General features: G+C 66.3%; 15 protein-coding genes. 10 read left to right on the top strand and 5 right to left on the bottom strand.

Annotated features, from left to right (window positions below; all coding sequences use genetic code 11):
- Together SR870_RS14575 and SR870_RS14570 are read left to right on the top strand one after the other, a co-directional pair.
- Window positions 1-210, top strand: a complete 210-nt coding sequence (locus SR870_RS14575; protein WP_011443074.1) for a hypothetical protein — start codon at window positions 1-3, stop codon at window positions 208-210.
- A gap of 226 nt (window positions 211-436) precedes the next feature.
- Window positions 437-1,003: a hypothetical protein gene (locus SR870_RS14570; RefSeq protein WP_322514264.1), complete on the top strand. Its 567-nt coding sequence runs from the start codon at window positions 437-439 to the stop codon at window positions 1,001-1,003.
- A 72-nt stretch (window positions 1,004-1,075) separates the two neighbouring features.
- Here SR870_RS14570 and SR870_RS14565 read toward each other — a convergent pair whose 3' ends face one another.
- Window positions 1,076-1,954, bottom strand: coding sequence for a metallophosphoesterase (locus tag SR870_RS14565; RefSeq protein WP_322514263.1), 879 nt, complete (start codon window positions 1,952-1,954; stop codon window positions 1,076-1,078).
- A gap of 130 nt (window positions 1,955-2,084) precedes the next feature.
- On the opposite strand from SR870_RS14565, the gene SR870_RS14560 reads away from it, so the two are divergent.
- From SR870_RS14560 to SR870_RS14550, 3 genes are all read left to right on the top strand, one after another.
- Entirely contained in the window at window positions 2,085-2,573 is a 489-nt protein-coding gene (locus tag SR870_RS14560) for an NUDIX domain-containing protein (protein ID WP_322518275.1), read from the top strand.
- Between the two features lie 88 nt (window positions 2,574-2,661).
- Entirely contained in the window at window positions 2,662-4,371 is a 1,710-nt protein-coding gene (locus tag SR870_RS14555; protein WP_322514262.1) for a mechanosensitive ion channel family protein, read from the top strand.
- A gap of 65 nt (window positions 4,372-4,436) precedes the next feature.
- Window positions 4,437-4,955, top strand: coding sequence for an N-acetyltransferase (locus SR870_RS14550; protein WP_322514261.1), 519 nt, complete (start codon window positions 4,437-4,439; stop codon window positions 4,953-4,955).
- A gap of 139 nt (window positions 4,956-5,094) precedes the next feature.
- Here the strand turns inward: SR870_RS14550 and SR870_RS14545 are convergent, their stop codons facing one another.
- The 4 genes from SR870_RS14545 to SR870_RS14530 form a co-directional block, all read right to left on the bottom strand.
- Window positions 5,095-7,455, bottom strand: a complete 2,361-nt coding sequence (locus SR870_RS14545) for a TonB-dependent receptor (protein ID WP_322514260.1) — start codon at window positions 7,453-7,455, stop codon at window positions 5,095-5,097.
- A gap of 128 nt (window positions 7,456-7,583) precedes the next feature.
- The gene (locus SR870_RS14540) at window positions 7,584-8,024 is read right to left on the bottom strand and encodes a DUF2946 family protein (RefSeq protein ID WP_322514259.1); all 441 of its coding nucleotides are present in this window, start codon (window positions 8,022-8,024) and stop codon (window positions 7,584-7,586) included.
- 100 nt (window positions 8,025-8,124) lie between these two features.
- Window positions 8,125-8,661 carry a DUF3617 domain-containing protein gene (locus SR870_RS14535; protein WP_322514258.1) on the bottom strand — a complete coding sequence of 179 codons (537 nt, stop codon included), beginning with the start codon at window positions 8,659-8,661 and terminating at the stop codon, window positions 8,125-8,127.
- 13 nt (window positions 8,662-8,674) lie between these two features.
- Window positions 8,675-8,965 (bottom strand): hypothetical protein, encoded by a 291-nt coding sequence (locus SR870_RS14530; protein ID WP_322514257.1) that lies wholly within the window; start codon window positions 8,963-8,965, stop codon window positions 8,675-8,677.
- Between the two features lie 164 nt (window positions 8,966-9,129).
- On the opposite strand from SR870_RS14530, the gene SR870_RS14525 reads away from it, so the two are divergent.
- The 5 genes from SR870_RS14525 (at window position 9,130) to ileS (ending at window position 15,290) form a co-directional block, all read left to right on the top strand.
- A complete protein-coding gene (locus tag SR870_RS14525) occupies window positions 9,130-9,591 on the top strand; it encodes a hypothetical protein (RefSeq protein WP_322514256.1) in 462 nt (153 codons plus the stop codon).
- A gap of 119 nt (window positions 9,592-9,710) precedes the next feature.
- Window positions 9,711-10,406 (top strand): ribonuclease T2, encoded by a 696-nt coding sequence (locus tag SR870_RS14520; protein WP_322514255.1) that lies wholly within the window; start codon window positions 9,711-9,713, stop codon window positions 10,404-10,406.
- 149 nt (window positions 10,407-10,555) lie between these two features.
- Window positions 10,556-11,524: a bifunctional riboflavin kinase/FAD synthetase gene (locus SR870_RS14515; protein WP_322514254.1), complete on the top strand. Its 969-nt coding sequence runs from the start codon at window positions 10,556-10,558 to the stop codon at window positions 11,522-11,524.
- Window positions 11,521-12,093 (top strand): sugar O-acetyltransferase, encoded by a 573-nt coding sequence (locus SR870_RS14510; RefSeq protein WP_322514253.1) that lies wholly within the window; start codon window positions 11,521-11,523, stop codon window positions 12,091-12,093. The genes SR870_RS14515 and SR870_RS14510 overlap by 4 nt, the downstream gene beginning before the upstream one ends.
- A gap of 179 nt (window positions 12,094-12,272) precedes the next feature.
- Window positions 12,273-15,290 carry an isoleucine--tRNA ligase gene (gene ileS / locus SR870_RS14505; protein WP_322514251.1) on the top strand — a complete coding sequence of 1,006 codons (3,018 nt, stop codon included), beginning with the start codon at window positions 12,273-12,275 and terminating at the stop codon, window positions 15,288-15,290.
- The last annotated feature ends 32 nt before the right edge of the window (window positions 15,291-15,322 follow it).

Here is a 15,322-nt window from a genome sequence, read left to right as displayed (position 1 = left end):
ATGTCGAACGGCAGCAATTTCTGGGTGATTGGCGGCGAGTTCGGTTCGATGAACTTCCACAAGCTCGTTGAAGGTTCGGCCCAGGTTCAGGGTCCGTTCAAGACGCGCAAGGAGGCCGAAGAGGCCTGGAAGGTCGTCTCCGAGGAGAACCGGCATCGCGCAGGCGTGCGGTTCTCCATCGTCGAAGAGCCGAACCGCGCGACGGCCTGATCACAATCAGAGCCTGATCACAATCAGAAGACGTCCAAGGACTTTGGCGGTCTCATCGGGGCAACCCGGCGGGGCCGCCATCGTCGTTTTGGGCGGCTGCGGAGCGGTCGTCTGTGCTGCACGCGCGCCACGCTTCCCCCGGCACGGCAAATCCTTGAGAGATCAGGCCCTTTCCGCCGTCGAGGGTTACTGATAGGTTAATTTTGAACAGCCGAGCCGGGTGCAGATGGCGGACGCGCAGAACAAGACCTCCGGGAAGGGACAGGCGCGGCCGATGCGGCTGCGCGATGCGTTGCGTCAGGCGCGGATCGAGGCCGCCGATCGCACCGGCGTAGTGGTCGACCTGCGCGATGCCGAAATCGCCCGGCTGGAGATCCTCAACGAGGCGCTCGACCCGCTGTTCGCGGAAATTCCCGACGGCGTCGATCTGTTCGACCGCGGCCTCAGCCAGGGCGACACGCCGCGGCTGTGGATCGACGTGGTCGCTCATGTGATGATGGGCCGCGACAAGCGGGTCTACCGCTTCGTCCAGGACACCCGCTTCGGCCGCATCGTGCTGGCCGAGTCGCACGAGGCCGCGGCCATCGTCGACGCCATCACCGACTATGTCGCCCGCCGGCTGATCGAGCGTGAACACGCGCTGACGGCCGCGCCGCCGTTGCCCGCGCCCCCGGCGCCGGTCTCTGTCGACAAGCCGCGCCGCAGCGGCTTCGGGGTCTTCGTACTCGGCTTCATCGCCGGCGCGCTGGCGCTGTTCGCGCTCGCTCTGTTCGCGGCGCTGCGGAATGTGTGACCGCCTGTTTCCGTCATTGCGCTTCTGAATTGCTTCGGCTTCGGCTCGCCATGACGGGACGGGCGTCGACTTCTACAACATCACCGGGTCTCGCAGCTCCTGCACCGTTTCGGTGCCGGCAAAGCCGCGGCTGCGGTGTTCGCAGCGCCAGCCGTCATTGGCTTCGCTGATCGCGAACAGATTGTAGGCGGCCGACGGGCGGTGGTGATCGTTGAACGCCGACGCCGACGGCACCCCGATCACCGGGATCGTGCCCGTCGGCGTATCGATCCGGATCGTGGCGTGGACGTGGTCGTGGCCATGCAGCACCAGATCGACCGGATGGCGCTGCAGCAGGGCGATCAGCGCGCTGGCGTCGGTCAACCGTTTGAACCGTGAGCGCGAGCGCAGCGGGTGGTGAATCAGCAGCACCCGAAACACGCGCTCGGAGGCCAGCCCTTGCAGCAACGTCTCCAGCCTCGCACGCTGCGCTTCGCCGAGCCGTCCGGTCGCCATGAACGGCGCGGACGGCACCGCGCTCGATACGCCGATCAGCGCGACATGGTCGCGGCGGCGCAGATAGGGATAGCCGGGCGCCCCGTCGTCGCCGCTGATGTAGTCCGCGAAGCTCTCGCCGAACTGGGCCGCGGTGGCGGTGATATAGGTGTCGTGATTGCCGGGCACGAGGCTGACGCGATCCGGCGGCCCGACGCTTTCGAGCCAGCTTCGTGCCGGGGCGAATTCGTCGGGGAGCGCGATGTTGACCAGATCGCCGGTGACGGCGATGTGGTCGGGCTGCTGCGCCTGCAGGTCGCCGACCAGCGCGTCGAGTATCTCGCGGCGATGGATGCTGTGCCGGTTGCGGGTCCAGTTCAGATAGCCGAGCATGCGCTTGCTTGCGAGATCGGCGAACCGCGGCTTCGGTGGCAGCGGCAGATGCGGGTCGGACAAATGCGCCAGCGTGAAAATCATCGGCTTTTCCCGGTCCGGACGGCTGCGAGCGCGTCGCGAATTCCCGCCTGTCAAAATCAGCACGGTTTTGGCAAGCTCGCCGGATCGGCGCAAGTCTCCGCTGCGCCGCGCATGCGAGGATGATCCGCCTTTGCCGGCCTTTCAGAGTCTGAGACTGAAGCTCGAGCCGGCGCTGCGGCGGGTGTTTCATCTGTATTGGCGGTTCGCCCGCGGTATGACGCTCGGGGCGCGCGGCGTGGTGCTGGACGAACAGGATCGCGTCTTCCTGATTCAGCACAGCTATGTCGCCGGCTGGCATCTGCCGGGCGGTGGCGTCGAGGTCGGAGAGACGTTCCTCGATGCGCTCCGCCGTGAACTGATGGAAGAAGGCCGGATCGAGCTGACGGGCGAGCCCGAACTGCATGGTATTTTCTTCAACGGCCACGTTTCGCCGCGTGATCACGTCGCCGTCTATGTGGTGCGGCGGTTCCGCCAGGATCGCGCGCCCGAGCCCAATCGTGAAATCGTCGCCTCCGGTTTCTTCGATGTCGCCGACCTCCCCGGGGAGACGACATTCGGGACTCGATTGCGAATCGCCGAAGTGCTCGGGCGCGAGCCGCGGCGCACGACATGGCGCTGATGTGCCGAACGCCCGCCAAATCGGCTCGCGATCACATCAATGGCTCATTTCTCTGGTAAAAACCCGCGAAATCTCGAAAGGACCTGTCTTGACGGCATTTGCGAAGGCGATCGTCAGATCGCTGCTGATTGTATGGGCACTCCTGGCGGTAAATGCCGCCTTCGCTCAGATTCCGGCGCCGAACGGCAATGGGAACGGCACTCCGCCGGCGAAAGTGGAGGAAAAGCCCGCCGACCCGCTCGGCCGCGACACGCCGGCCGGAATGGTCTCCGGGTTCATCAATGCCGCCGCCGAGCAGAATTACGACAAGGCTGCGCAATATCTCGATCTCAGCCAGGAGAAGGGCGCCTGGGGGCCGAGCGTCGCGCAGCAACTCCAGCGCATCCTCGACCAGGGCGGCTACGTCTTCTCGCGGTTGAGGTTGAGCGCGGATGCCGCCGGCGACCAGGACGACGGGCTGGCGCCGGACCAGGACAGGTTCGGGGCCGTGCGCACCGAAAACGGCAGCGTCGATCTGATTGCGCAGCGGGTCGATGGCAAGGACGGCGTCAAGATCTGGCTGGTGTCGGCGAAGACGGTCGGCGACCTGCCAGCGCTGTCGCGCACGGTGACGTCGAGTCTGGTCGACAAGATCCTGCCCTATGCGCTCCGCGACGAGTACCGCCTCGCCGGCGTTCCGGCCGGCCATTGGCTCGCCGTCATCGTGCTCGCGGTGCTGACGTTTTCCATCGTGTGGGCGATCACCGCCGCGATCCTCTGGGTGGTTTTCCGCTTTCGCGGCCCGGAGTCCCGCGTCAGTCGTGTGCTGAGCGCCTCGGCTCTGCCGATCCGGCTGTTCCTCACGGCGATGTTGCTGCGGATCGCGCTGGTGATGACCGGCGTCGCGATCGTCGCGCGTCAGCACATGTCCGGCGCCACCGAACTGCTCGGCTGGATCGCGCTGTCCTGGATCGTCTGGCGCGTGGTCGATGCGCTGGCCGAATTCGCGATCGCCCGGATGACGCTGCGCGGGCGGCTGTCGATGCTGTCGGCGGTGACGTTCATTCGGCGCAGCGTCAAATTCGCGCTGGTCGCCTTTGCGGCGATCGCGGGGCTCAACGCGCTGGGCTACAACGTCACGGCGGGCCTCGCCGCTCTGGGCATCGGCGGTATCGCCATCGCTCTCGGTGCGCAGAAGACCATCGAACATCTGGTCGGCAGCCTGACGCTGGTGACCGATCAGCCGATGCGGGTGGGCGACTTCTGCAAGTTCGGCGAGACGATGGGCACGATCGAAGACATCGGGATGCGCTCGACCCGGATCCGGACGCTCGACCGCACGCTCGTCACCGTGCCGAACGGCGCGCTGGCCGCGGTGCAGATCGAGAATTTCAGCCGCCGCGACAAGTTCTGGTATCACCCGATCCTCGACCTTCGCTACGAGACCACGCCTGACCAGATGCGGAGTCTGATCGCCACGATGCGAGAGATGCTGCTGGAGCATCCCAAAGTGGACAACGATCCGGCGCGGGTCCGGCTGCTCGGGTTCGGACCGAGTTCGCTGCGGGTCGAGATCTTCGCCTATATTCACGCCGTGAGCATGGATGAATTCCTGGAAGTCCAGGAAGAGCTGACGCTGGGGCTGATGGAGATCGTCGAGGCCGCCGGAACCGGCTTCGCCTTTCCGTCGCAAACGGTCTACGTCGCACGCGACAAGACGCCGTCGGCCGGCCGCTCGCCGCAGCTTGCCCCTGGGGAGCAACCGGAGAGCGAAAGCGGTGGCCCGCAGCGGCCGACTGGCGCAGCGGCCCGCGCCTGAGGTGATCGTCGGCCACAGCCGGGCGGTGGACCGCGCCCGGCTGTGGTGCTATTGCGGCGTCCGCCATGACCGATCTGTCCCTCACCATCCTGCCCGAGACCCCGAACGACGCCCAGCCGATCGAGCGGCTGCACGAGCGGACCTTCGGTCCCGGCCGTTTCGTGCTCAGCGCCTATCGGCTCCGCGAGCACGTCGACCACATCAACGCGCTGTCGTTCACGGCGCGGATCGGCACGCTGCTGGTCGGCTCGGTGCGGCAATTGCCGATCTTGATCGGCGACACGCCCGCGCTGCTGCTCGGCCCGCTGACGGTGGAGCCGCCGTTCCGCGCGCGCGGCGTCGGCCGTGCGCTGCTCGACCGCGCGCTGGCGGACGCCAAAGCGCAAGGGCACAAGCTGATTCTGCTGGTCGGTGACGAGCCGTATTACAGCCGCGTCGGCTTCAAGAAGATTCCGAAAGGCCGGGTGACGATGCCCGGCCCGGTCGATGCCAACCGGCTGCTGGTGATCGAACTGGCCGATGGCGCGTTCGAAGACGTCGGCGGCCCGATCCGTCCGGACTGGAGCCGGGCGCGGACGGCCTAAGACGACTCGCGCCGGCAATTCTCTCGTTCGTCATTCCGGGGCGCGAACGAAGTTCGCGAACCCGGAATCTCTCTCACGGCAACCTCTGGATTCCGGGTTCGCGAGCTGTCGCTCGCGCCCCCGGAATGACGTCCCTGGCTCAGAACTTCAAATTCGCGAATGCCCGCACGCCGATGCCGGGCATCAGCACGTTGTCCTTGCTGTAGGACACCGAGTTGCGGATGTTCTCGTTGAGCAAGTTGTTGCCGACCAGGCCGACCAGCATCTCCTGCGCGCCCCAGACATTGGGATTGAGCTTGGTCCGGTAGCTGACCTCGGCCTTCAGCAGATTGTAGCCGGGCGTCGTCGTCTCGGCGATCTCCGCGACGTCGTTCTGGGCGAAGGCGTGCAGCAGGTTGATGCGGGCCAGCCAGTTGGCGTCGCGCCAGAACAATCCGCCGCCGAGGCGCACCGGCGGGATCCGCGGCACGTTGGTGCCGTCGGCGAAGGTGGCGCGCACCACGTCGAACTGGTTCTCGATGCCCCAGGTGCCGCCATAGAACTGCGCGACGTCGAGCTGGCTCTGGAATTCGCCGCCCTTGAAGGTGGCATCGCGCTGCGAATAGACCGCCTGGTTCAGTTCGAGGCCGCCGCCGGCAATGCACTCGACTTCCTCACAGGTGTTGCCGGTCAGCCGCCGGTAGATGAAGCCGCTGAACTGCGTGTAGTAGCCGGTGATCTCGAACCGGAACGGTCCGTCTGCGCGGCGCAGGCCGACTTCCACCGACTTTGCCGTCTCCATTTTCAGATTGGGATTACCGATGTCGAAGGTCGCGGTGGCGTCGTGGCCGCCGCGCGAGAACAATTCGGCGGGCTTCGGTGCGCGCTCGACATATTGCCCGGTGATGCTGGCCGACAGGCCCCACGGCAGCGCCTGGATCAGGCCGAGGCTGAAGCTCTTCGGCGTGAACGACAGGTTGCGCGAGGTGGCCGCGCCGATCGCGCTGGGATCGGTGTTGAGGTCGAAGATTTCCGGCACCGAGGAGGGCGTCGTTCCCGACAGCTCGACGTGTTCGATGCGACCTGCCACCTGCGCCTTGGTGGTGTTGGTGAACTGCAGTTCGTTGAAGATGTAGCCGGCAACTCGGGTATTCTTGTTGGGATCGAACAGGCCGTTCAACGGGCTGGTCGGGTCGTCGGGGCTGGGGGCGGTCAATTCCTGATGGCCGGCCTGCACGCCGACCGCCGTCGTCACCGCGGCGAAGCCGGCGTTGAACGGCGTCAACTGCACCTCGAGTCGGCCTTCCTGTTCGCGGTTGGTGAAGGTCTGCCGCGTTCCGTCGGTGGTCGGATCGTCCTCGACAGTGCGGCCGATCTCGTTGTGCTTGTAGTCGGTGGCGCCGACCCAGAACCGGATCGCCTCGATCGCGGCCGCGTCGGGCCGATACTCGCCCTTGGCGTTGAATTTGGTCTGCTTGGCATCGATCCGTGTGCCGAACTCCACCCCCTCGGGGCCGGGGATCCGGTAGATCGAATTGGTCTGCGTGATCGACGCGCCGATGAAGCCGCCATCGAACAGGTACGAGCCGCCGATCGAGGCCCCGGCCGCCTGTGTGGCCGAGTTCGTCTGCCGTCCGTTGAACGGCAGGCCAGGCGCCGCATAGGGATAGCTCGGAACATTGTAGTCGCTGGTGTTGCGGCCGTAGACGTCGGCATGGACGGCGACGTTGTTGCCGGCCGCATCCAGCAGCACCGCGCCTTCGACGCCGCGATCGACCGAACTGACGGCGCTGCGAACTTCCGCATTCATGCAGCCCGGCGAGCCGCCGATCGCCGCCGGCGCCTTCACCGGCAGGCCATAGCTCTGGAACGGTGCGGCGCAGGGCGGCAGCGCGTCGGGGATGCGGTTGTTGGTAGCGCTGACCACGCCGCCGATCGCGGTCGAGCCGTAGCGCAGCGTCGCCGGGCCGCGGATCACTTCGACCTGGTTGGTCGAGAGCGGATCAATCGGCACGAAATGATCTTCGCCGAGATCGGAGGCGCCGTTGCTGCCGATGCCGTTCTCGATGATGTTGACGCGATTGACGTCGAGGCCGCGAATGATCGGCCGGCTGGCGCCGCCCGGCGCGTAGCTCGAGCCGGTGATGCCCGGCTTGTTGTTCAGCAGGTCGCCGAGCGTGCCGCCGCCATTGCGCCGGATTTCTTCGTTCGGAACGACCGTGACGGTGGCGAACTGGTCGGTGACGATCGGCAGCGTGCCGGGCAGCGCTGCCGCCGGCTGGGCGACGACGGGCGGCGTTTCGGCCGGAGCAGTTCCGCGCTGTCGTGCGGGAGCGGCCACGCGGGTTGCGGGCCGGGTCGGCGGCGCGCTGTGGCGGCGCACGATCGGGCTAGGCGCGGTGACGACGACTTCCGGCAGCGCGGTGGCGGTCTGCGCGAAGGCCTGCGATGCCGGCAGGCCGTCGAAGGCGACGAAGGCTGCGCTGCCGAGCAGGAGCGCGCGTTTGAAGGCGAATGACATGGTCTGAGTCCTGACTGACCGGGTCGGCGCTTCAGCGCCGGATTCCGGACTCCGCGCGAGGCAGATCGAATACGAATGGGCTCCGCGTACTGCCGGGGCAGTGCCGCGCGTGGCTCGATCGGATGCAGTCAGGAAGCGGGAGGCGCGCGCGGCTGGAAACCACCGGGCTGCGGGCTCGGATCGGCGGCAGCCACCGCGGCGATGCGATAGTGCAGTGGGTCCGCACGCCGGAGCGGCAAGGCCGGCGGCGCGGCGTCGAGCATCGTGCCCGCCATCGAGACGACGGCGCAGATCGCGCACAGATCGGCCGCGGCGTTGTGATGGTGATCGGTATCGGGTGCGTCCGGGCCAATGGCCGAGGCCGCTTGTGCGAGTGCTTGCGCGGGACCGTCAATGCCGTGGAAGTGTCCGAACGACAGGGCGAACTGGAGCGCGAGCGCGATCAGCGCCAGCCGCTCTCCCGATCGGATATTTGCCCGCACCCAGCCCATGCCCACCCAAGCCTCGAACGGCATGCCCTGCCAACCGACGTTACAATATAACATCGCGGCAAGAACGATGGCTGTCAACGGAGGCTGCGACGATGGTCGCCGGGTGTTGTATTTGCGCCAGCGTTGCTCGGTCCGATCAGCCAGCCGGCACTCCCTCGGCCAATGGCCGAGCCGGCCGCTACTTCGGCTTCGGCATCAGCGCCTTGAGTTTTTCGATGTCGGCGATGTTCATCTTGATGCCGCCGGGCATCACGATGTCGCCGGGCCTTTGGCCGCTCTTGCAGGGACCGAGCCATTTCGCATCGAGCGTCATGGTCGCGTCCTTGGGTACGCCCGGCAGCGGCTTCTCGTGATGCGAGGTCACCTTGACCGAATAGGCGGAGTTGAAATCGCCGGTGATCTCGGACCGCGACGTCGCCGTCATGCCGGCGGTGCTGCACACGGCGTCGATGACGTAGCCGGTGGCGGTCTTCTGCGTGTCCTGTTTGGAGCAGACTTCGTCGGACATCGGCTGGAACGACGAGGTCATCTTTTTGTCGGTGGCCTCGTCGGTGCAGTGCTGCATGGCGATCTCCTCGCCCGCAGCGCCGGCCCGCGCCATCTTCAGCTCCCACAGCCCCGCTTTGCGGGTCGGCAGGTCGATCGCCAGCGCAGCCGTCGTCGAAGCGATCAGCAGCGGCAGCGCGCAGAGCCCGAATGTACCCGCTCGATTCATGGAGTCTGTCCGCTCAGTAGGCGACGCGCAGCGGTCGCTCGTCCGCGCCATACGGCACCCAGCGGCAGGAGAACGAGATGTAGCCGCCGTAATTCGCCTGCACGCCGAGCAGCTTCACGACCTTGCCGTAGCGCGCGCAATGGTCGATCGCGATCGCGCGCACGTCGGCGTGACCGACCAGATTGTAGGAGATGATCCCGCCGGTATCATTGCCCTTGACGATCGGCACGGTGTCGGCGCGGGAGGCGGTGCCGGACAGCATCGCACAGAGAACGGCGAGGCCCGCGGCCTTCAGCATGCGCATTGGAATCTCCTTCATGGCTGTCGTGATTCTAGAGCGTTGCGAGGGCGATGGAAAGAACACACGGACGTCCGCGCGCCCGGATGTCCGCAGGTGTGGCTGCGCTGCACTTGACCTCGGCATGGCTTCGCGGCACCGTCCGCCGCAGAAAATCCGGTGAATCGTCCATGCGCCTTGTTTCGACCTTGAAATTTCAGATGGCCGCTCTCGCGGCGCTGCTTGGACTGTTCGCGCTCGCGCCGGCGGCGCAGGCGGCCAATCCGCTGGAGATGAATTTCTGGCTGTCCGGTCCTCGATACGACGGCAATCTGCCGGCCTGCGAGGCGGGGCTGCCCTCGGTGACCTATCAGTTCGCCGAGAAGGAGGGTAACTTCTGGAATTCGGCGCTGCGGATCACCGGCTATTCGAAGCTTCGCGAGGTCGCGTTTCGCCCCTGGCAGAGCGACAACATTCCGCGTCGCTATTGTGCGGCGGAGGCCTATCTGAACGACGGCCTCGTCCGCCCGGTGTATTTCTCGATCATCGAGGACGGCGGTCTCGCCGGCTTCGGCCACGGCGTCGAGTTCTGCGTCGTCGGCGTCGATCGCAACTGGGCGTTCAATCCTGCCTGCAAGGCCGCCAAGCCCTGAGCCGGCGGGGCGGCACCATGTGCCGCCGCTCTGTATCCGTCTTCCATCTTTTTGCGTTCTTGAAACGTTCCTGATCGCTCGCTAGGCTTTGCCGGTTCGTGGCAGCGGGGGCCTTCATCATGCGTCATTTCACCGTTCGCCGGCGGTCGTTGCTCGCCGCCTTGGCCGTCTGTATCGCCGCATTCGCGGTCACCGCCGCTCGCGCCCAGGACCGGCGCCAGAACGCGCCCGGCGAGTTCGATTTCTACGTGCTGGCGCTGTCGTGGTCGCCGTCCTATTGCGAGCAGGCCTCCGAGCGCGGCAATACCGGGCGCTCGCAGCAGATCCAGTGCGGGGGGCGCCCGTTCTCCTTCGTGGTGCACGGGCTGTGGCCGCAGTACGAGCGCGGCTTTCCGGAATATTGCCAGCGGCCGTCGCCGCGGCTCGATCGCCGCATCATGAATGCGATGCTCGACCTGATGCCGGCGCCGGGGCTGATCTACAACGAGTGGGACAAGCACGGCACCTGTACTGGCGGCTCGGCGCGTGACTACTTCGAGAACATTCGCAAGGCGCGCGCCGCGGTGCGCGTCCCGCCGGACTTCATCGACGCCAAGGAGGCCCGGACGGTCACGCCGGCCGAGGTCGAGGAAGCCTTCATCAAGGTCAATCCCGGCCTCAGCAGTTCGGCGATCGCCGTGATCTGCGACCGCACCCGGTTGACCGAGGTCCGGATCTGCATGAGTAAGGATCTGCAGTTCCGCGCCTGCGAGGAGATCGACCGCCGCGCCTGCCGTCGCGACCGGCTGGCAGTGCCTCCGGTCCGTGGCGGCTGACGAGCGCGCTTGCGGCAAACCCAAGGCAGGGCCAGATTCCAGCAGCGTCGCGGCCGGCGTCACCCCAGACCCGCCGCCGGCTTGACTTCGCGTGGCGCTCCGCGTCACCGTCGTGCTCCCACCTTCGAAGCGATGAATTGAAATCCGACATGACTGGCTTTGCCGTGATCCGCGACGACACCCCCGCGTCCGCCATCCCCAGGGGGGCGGTGGTGGCGATGGGCAATTTCGACGGCGTGCATCTGGGTCATCGCGCCGTGATCGGCGCCTGCCTCGAAATGGCGCGGGTCCGCCGCGCCCCGGCGCTGGCGGTGACGTTCGAACCGCATCCGCGCAAATTCTTCAGCCCCGACACCCCGCAATTCCGGCTCACCGAGGAACCCGCCAAGCTCCGGCTGCTGGCCGGCACCGGCCTCGACGGCGCGGTGGTGCTGCGCTTCGACGCCGTCCGCGCGGCGACGACGGCGCATGATTTCATCCACCACGAGCTGATCGGCCGGCTCGGCGTGCAGGGCATTGCGGTCGGCTACGACTTCCATTTCGGCAAGGGCCGCGGCGGCTCGCCGTCGATGCTGGTCGGCGAGGCACCGGCGCTCGGCATCGAGGTCGACGTGCAGCCGCATGTCGATTTCGGCGATCATCCGGTGTCGTCGAGCGCGATCCGCAAGGCACTGGAGGAAGGCCACATCGCCGCCGCCACGCAGATGCTGGGCGCGCCCTGGTTCGTCACCGGCGAGGTGATCCATGGCGAGAAGCGTGGCCGCGAGCTCGGCTATCCCACCGCCAACATCCGGCTCGATCCGCAATGCGGGCTGAAACACGGCATCTATGCGGTGCGGGTCGGCCGCGGGGCTAAGCACTACGACGCGGTGGCGAATTTCGGCCGTCGGCCGACCTTCGACAACGGCGCGCCGCTGCTGGAGATCTTTCTGTTCGACTTCAACGAACAGCTCTACGGCGAGACGCTCGATATCGCCTTCATCGCCTTCATCCGCGACGAGGAGAAGTTCGAGAGCATCGAGGCGCTGATCCGCCAAATGGACGACGACTCGGCCCGCGCCCGCGCCGCGCTCGCCGCCGACCACGGCGCGTTCCCGAAACTCGGCGACATCGCGTGACGAAAACCGAGAAAGAGAAGATGCTGGCGGGCGAGCTGTACCGCCCCGGCAGCCCCGAGCTCGCCGCCGACGAGGCCGCCAACAAAGCCTGGATCGTGCGCTACAACGCCACCGGCGCGCTGCCGGCCGCCGAGCGGCATACGTTGCTGTCGGAGCATTTCGGCCACGTCGGCAAGGGAGCCGTCGTCCGCCCGCCGTTCTTCTGCGACTGCGGCTACAACATCCGGCTCGGCGACGGCGTGTTTCTGAATTTCAACTGCGTCATCCTCGACATCATGCCGGTGTCGATCGGCGACCGCACCCAGATCGGCCCGGCGGTGCAGATCTACGCCGCCGACCACCCCCGCGACGCCGCCACTCGCCGCGATGGCCTCGAATTCGGCCGCCCGGTGACGATCGGCGCCGACGTCTGGATCGGCGGCGGCTCGATCATCCTGCCCGGCATCAGCATCGGCGACGGCGCCGTGATCGGCGCCGGCAGCGTCGTGACCCGCGACGTCGCCGCAGGCGCCACGGTCGGCGGCAATCCGGCCCGGCCGCTCGGGAAGGGCGGCCAGACGCAAGGATGACCGCCGCGGGGCTTTGCGATCCTGCGACCGCCTGCTAATGAATGCCGCATGTCTGCACGGCGCCTCATCATCAGCATTAGCGGCCCGGCTTCCGCCTGAGCTTCGAGTTCGGCGCAAGACCGGGACCCGCCTATTTCATCGCGATCGATCGCGTCAGCGCCTCTTGACCCAGAGCTTCCATGTCCGACAAGCCCGAAAAATCCGACGCCAACGACTATTCCAAGACCCTCTTCCTGCCGCAGACGGAGTTTCCGATGCGCGCCGGGCTGCCGGCCCGAGAGCCGGAACTGCTGAAGCGCTGGGAGGAGATCGACCTCTACGGCAAGCTGCGCGAGAGCGCCCGGGGCCGCGCCAAATTCGTGCTGCACGACGGCCCGCCTTACGCCAATGGCCACATCCATATCGGCCATGCGCTGAACAAGATCCTCAAGGACGTCGTCACCAAGAGCCAGCAGATGCTCGGGTTCGACAGCAACTACGTGCCGGGCTGGGACTGCCACGGCCTGCCGATCGAATGGAAGATCGAGGAGGAGAACTACCGCTCCAAGGGCAAGCCGAAGCCGAACTTCAAGGATTCGACCGCGATGGTGGCGTTCCGCAAGGAATGCCGCGCCTACGCCCAGAAGTGGCTGAACGTCCAGCGCGACGAGTTCAAGCGGCTCGGCATCGTCGGCGACTGGGATCATCCCTACGCCACGATGGACTACTTCGCCGAAGCCCAGATCGCCCGCGAACTGATGAAATTCGCCGCCAACGGCACGCTGTATCGCGGCTCCAAGCCGGTGATGTGGAGCGTGGTCGAAAAGACCGCGCTGGCCGAGGCCGAGGTCGAGTACGAGGACTACACCAGCGATACGGTGTGGGTGAAGTTTCCGGTCTCCAACAGCGTCGGCGCGCGCGAGCTCGACCAAGCCTCTGTGGTAATCTGGACAACGACGCCTTGGACGCTGCCGGGCAACCGTGCAATCAGCTTCTCATCAAAGATCTCCTACGGACTTTTCCGTGTTTCGGATGCGCCGGCCGACAATTGGGCGAAAGCTGGAGATCTCCTCATCCTGGCCGACAAACTTGCGGCAGACGTATTCAAACAGGCCAAGGTGATCGGATTTGAACGCGTTTCTGATGTCGCTGAGGCCGTATTAGACGGGCTGACGTGTGCGCATCCACTTCGCGGACAGGGATATGATTTCATAGTCCCACTGCTCGAAGGAGATCACGTTACTGACGACACCGGTACTGGCTTTGTCCACACAGCGCCAGGCCACGGTCGTGAAGACTTCGACATTTGGATGGAGAACAAATCGCAACTCGATGCAGCAGGCATCGTCACCACGATCCCCTACACCGTCGACGAGAACGGCGCGCTGACCGATCACGCGCCGGGCTTTGTCGGCAAGCGGGTGATCAACGACAAGGGCGAGAAGGGCGACGCCAACGAGGCGGTGATCCAGGCGTTGATCGCGCGCGGCGCGCTGCTGGCGCGCGGCAAGCTCAAGCACCAGTATCCGCATTCGTGGCGTTCGAAGAAGCCGGTGATCTTCCGCAACACGCCGCAATGGTTCATCGCGATGGACAAGGCGATTACTAGCGAGCACATTCGCTGGTCGCCGGAGTCCGGAATTGCTTCGTCAGACACGCTTCGCAATAGGGCGCTGCAGGCGATCTCCGTCACCCAATGGGTGCCGCCGGCGGGACAGAACCGCATCAACGGCATGATTTCCGGCCGCCCGGATTGGGTGATCTCGCGGCAGCGCGCCTGGGGCGTGCCGATCGCGGTGTTCGTGCGCGAGACCGGCGACGGCTCCGCCGAGATCCTGGTCGACGACGCCGTCAATGCCCGCATCGCGGAGGCCTTCGAAGGCGAAGGCGCCGACGCCTGGTACGAGGAGGGCGCGCGCGAGCGCTTTCTGGGCTCCCGCGCCAACGAGGCGTGGAACAAGGTCGACGACATCTGCGACGTCTGGTTCGATTCCGGCTCGACCCACGCCTTCGTGTTGGAAGATCCGGTTCACTTCCCCGGCCTCGCCGGCATCCGACGCAAGGTCGACGGCGGCGCCGACACCGTGATGTATCTCGAAGGCTCGGATCAGCATCGCGGCTGGTTCCATTCGTCGCTGCTGGAGAGCTGCGGCACCCGCGGTCGCGCGCCCTATGACGTCGTGCTGACCCACGGCTTCACGCTCGACGAGCAGGGCCGCAAGATGTCGAAGTCGCTCGGCAACACCACCGATCCGGCCAAGGTGATCGCGTCGTCCGGGGCCGACATCCTGCGGCTGTGGGTGTGCGCCACCGACTACGCCGACGATCAGCGCATCGGTCCCGAGATCCTCAAGAACGTGGTCGAGACCTATCGCAAGCTGCGCAACTCGATCCGCTGGATGCTCGGCACGCTGCATCACTTCAAGCGCGAGGACGCGGTGGCGTTCGCCGACATGCCGGAGCTTGAGCGGCTGATGCTGCATCAGCTCGCCGAGCAGAGCGCCATCGTGCGCGCGGCCTATGCGGAGTTCGACTACAAGACGGTGGTCGCCTCGCTTGCGGCGTTCATGAACACCGAGCTGTCGGCGTTCTATTTCGATATCCGCAAGGACACGCTGTATTGCGACCCGCCGTCGTCGCTGGCGCGCAAGGCGGCGCTGACCACGATCGACATCATCTGCGACGCGATCCTGAAATGGCTGGCGCCGGTGCTGTCCTTCACCACCGACGAAGCCTGGGGCCTGTATCGGCCGGGCGCGGAGCCCAGCGTGCATCTGACGCTGTTCCCGCTCGACCTCGGCGCCTATCGCGACGACGAACTGGCGAAGAAGTGGGAGACGATCCGCAGCGTCCGCCGCGTCGTCACCGGCGCGCTGGAACTGGAACGCGCCGCCAAGCGGATCGGCTCGTCGCTGGAAGCCTCGCCGGTGATCTATCTCGCCGACCGGCCGCTGCTGGCGACGGTGTTCGACGCCGACCTCGCCGAGATCTGCATCACCTCGAACTACGAGATCCGCGAAGGCGACGCCCCGGAGGGCGCGTTCCGGCTCGACAACGTCACCGGCGTCGCGGTGGTGGTCGAGCGGGCGCAGGGCATCAAATGCGCACGATCGTGGAAGATCCTGTCCTCCGTCGGCAGCGATCCCGACTATCCCGACGTCTCCCCGCGCGACGCCAAGGCGCTGCGCGAGTGGAAGGCGCTGGGCGCTCCGGTCTAAAGCTCTCGTCGTCCCCGCGCAGGCGGGGACCC

The sequence above is a fragment of the Rhodopseudomonas palustris genome, from assembly GCF_034479375.1.
Classification (GTDB): Bacteria; Pseudomonadota; Alphaproteobacteria; order Rhizobiales; family Xanthobacteraceae; genus Rhodopseudomonas; species Rhodopseudomonas palustris_M.
Note: the sequence above shows the minus strand (reverse complement) of the source record. Positions and strands in the feature narration are given on the sequence as shown.

What these genes read in the sequence shown, in the direction of transcription:
- SR870_RS14575 (WP_011443074.1), top strand. Translation starts at nt 1, where the DNA reads ATGTCGAACGGCAGCAATTTCTGGGTGATTGGCGGCGAGTTCGGTTCG.
- SR870_RS14570 (WP_322514264.1), top strand. Translation starts at nt 437, where the DNA reads ATGGCGGACGCGCAGAACAAGACCTCCGGGAAGGGACAGGCGCGGCCG.
- SR870_RS14565 (WP_322514263.1), bottom strand. Translation starts at nt 1,954, where the DNA reads ATGATTTTCACGCTGGCGCATTTGTCCGACCCGCATCTGCCGCTGCCA.
- SR870_RS14550 (WP_322514261.1), top strand. Translation starts at nt 4,437, where the DNA reads ATGACCGATCTGTCCCTCACCATCCTGCCCGAGACCCCGAACGACGCC.
- SR870_RS14545 (WP_322514260.1), bottom strand. Translation starts at nt 7,455, where the DNA reads ATGTCATTCGCCTTCAAACGCGCGCTCCTGCTCGGCAGCGCAGCCTTC.
- SR870_RS14535 (WP_322514258.1), bottom strand. Translation starts at nt 8,661, where the DNA reads ATGAATCGAGCGGGTACATTCGGGCTCTGCGCGCTGCCGCTGCTGATC.
- SR870_RS14530 (WP_322514257.1), bottom strand. Translation starts at nt 8,965, where the DNA reads ATGCGCATGCTGAAGGCCGCGGGCCTCGCCGTTCTCTGTGCGATGCTG.
- SR870_RS14525 (WP_322514256.1), top strand. Translation starts at nt 9,130, where the DNA reads ATGCGCCTTGTTTCGACCTTGAAATTTCAGATGGCCGCTCTCGCGGCG.
- SR870_RS14520 (WP_322514255.1), top strand. Translation starts at nt 9,711, where the DNA reads ATGCGTCATTTCACCGTTCGCCGGCGGTCGTTGCTCGCCGCCTTGGCC.
- SR870_RS14515 (WP_322514254.1), top strand. Translation starts at nt 10,556, where the DNA reads ATGACTGGCTTTGCCGTGATCCGCGACGACACCCCCGCGTCCGCCATC.
- ileS (WP_322514251.1), top strand. Translation starts at nt 12,273, where the DNA reads ATGTCCGACAAGCCCGAAAAATCCGACGCCAACGACTATTCCAAGACC.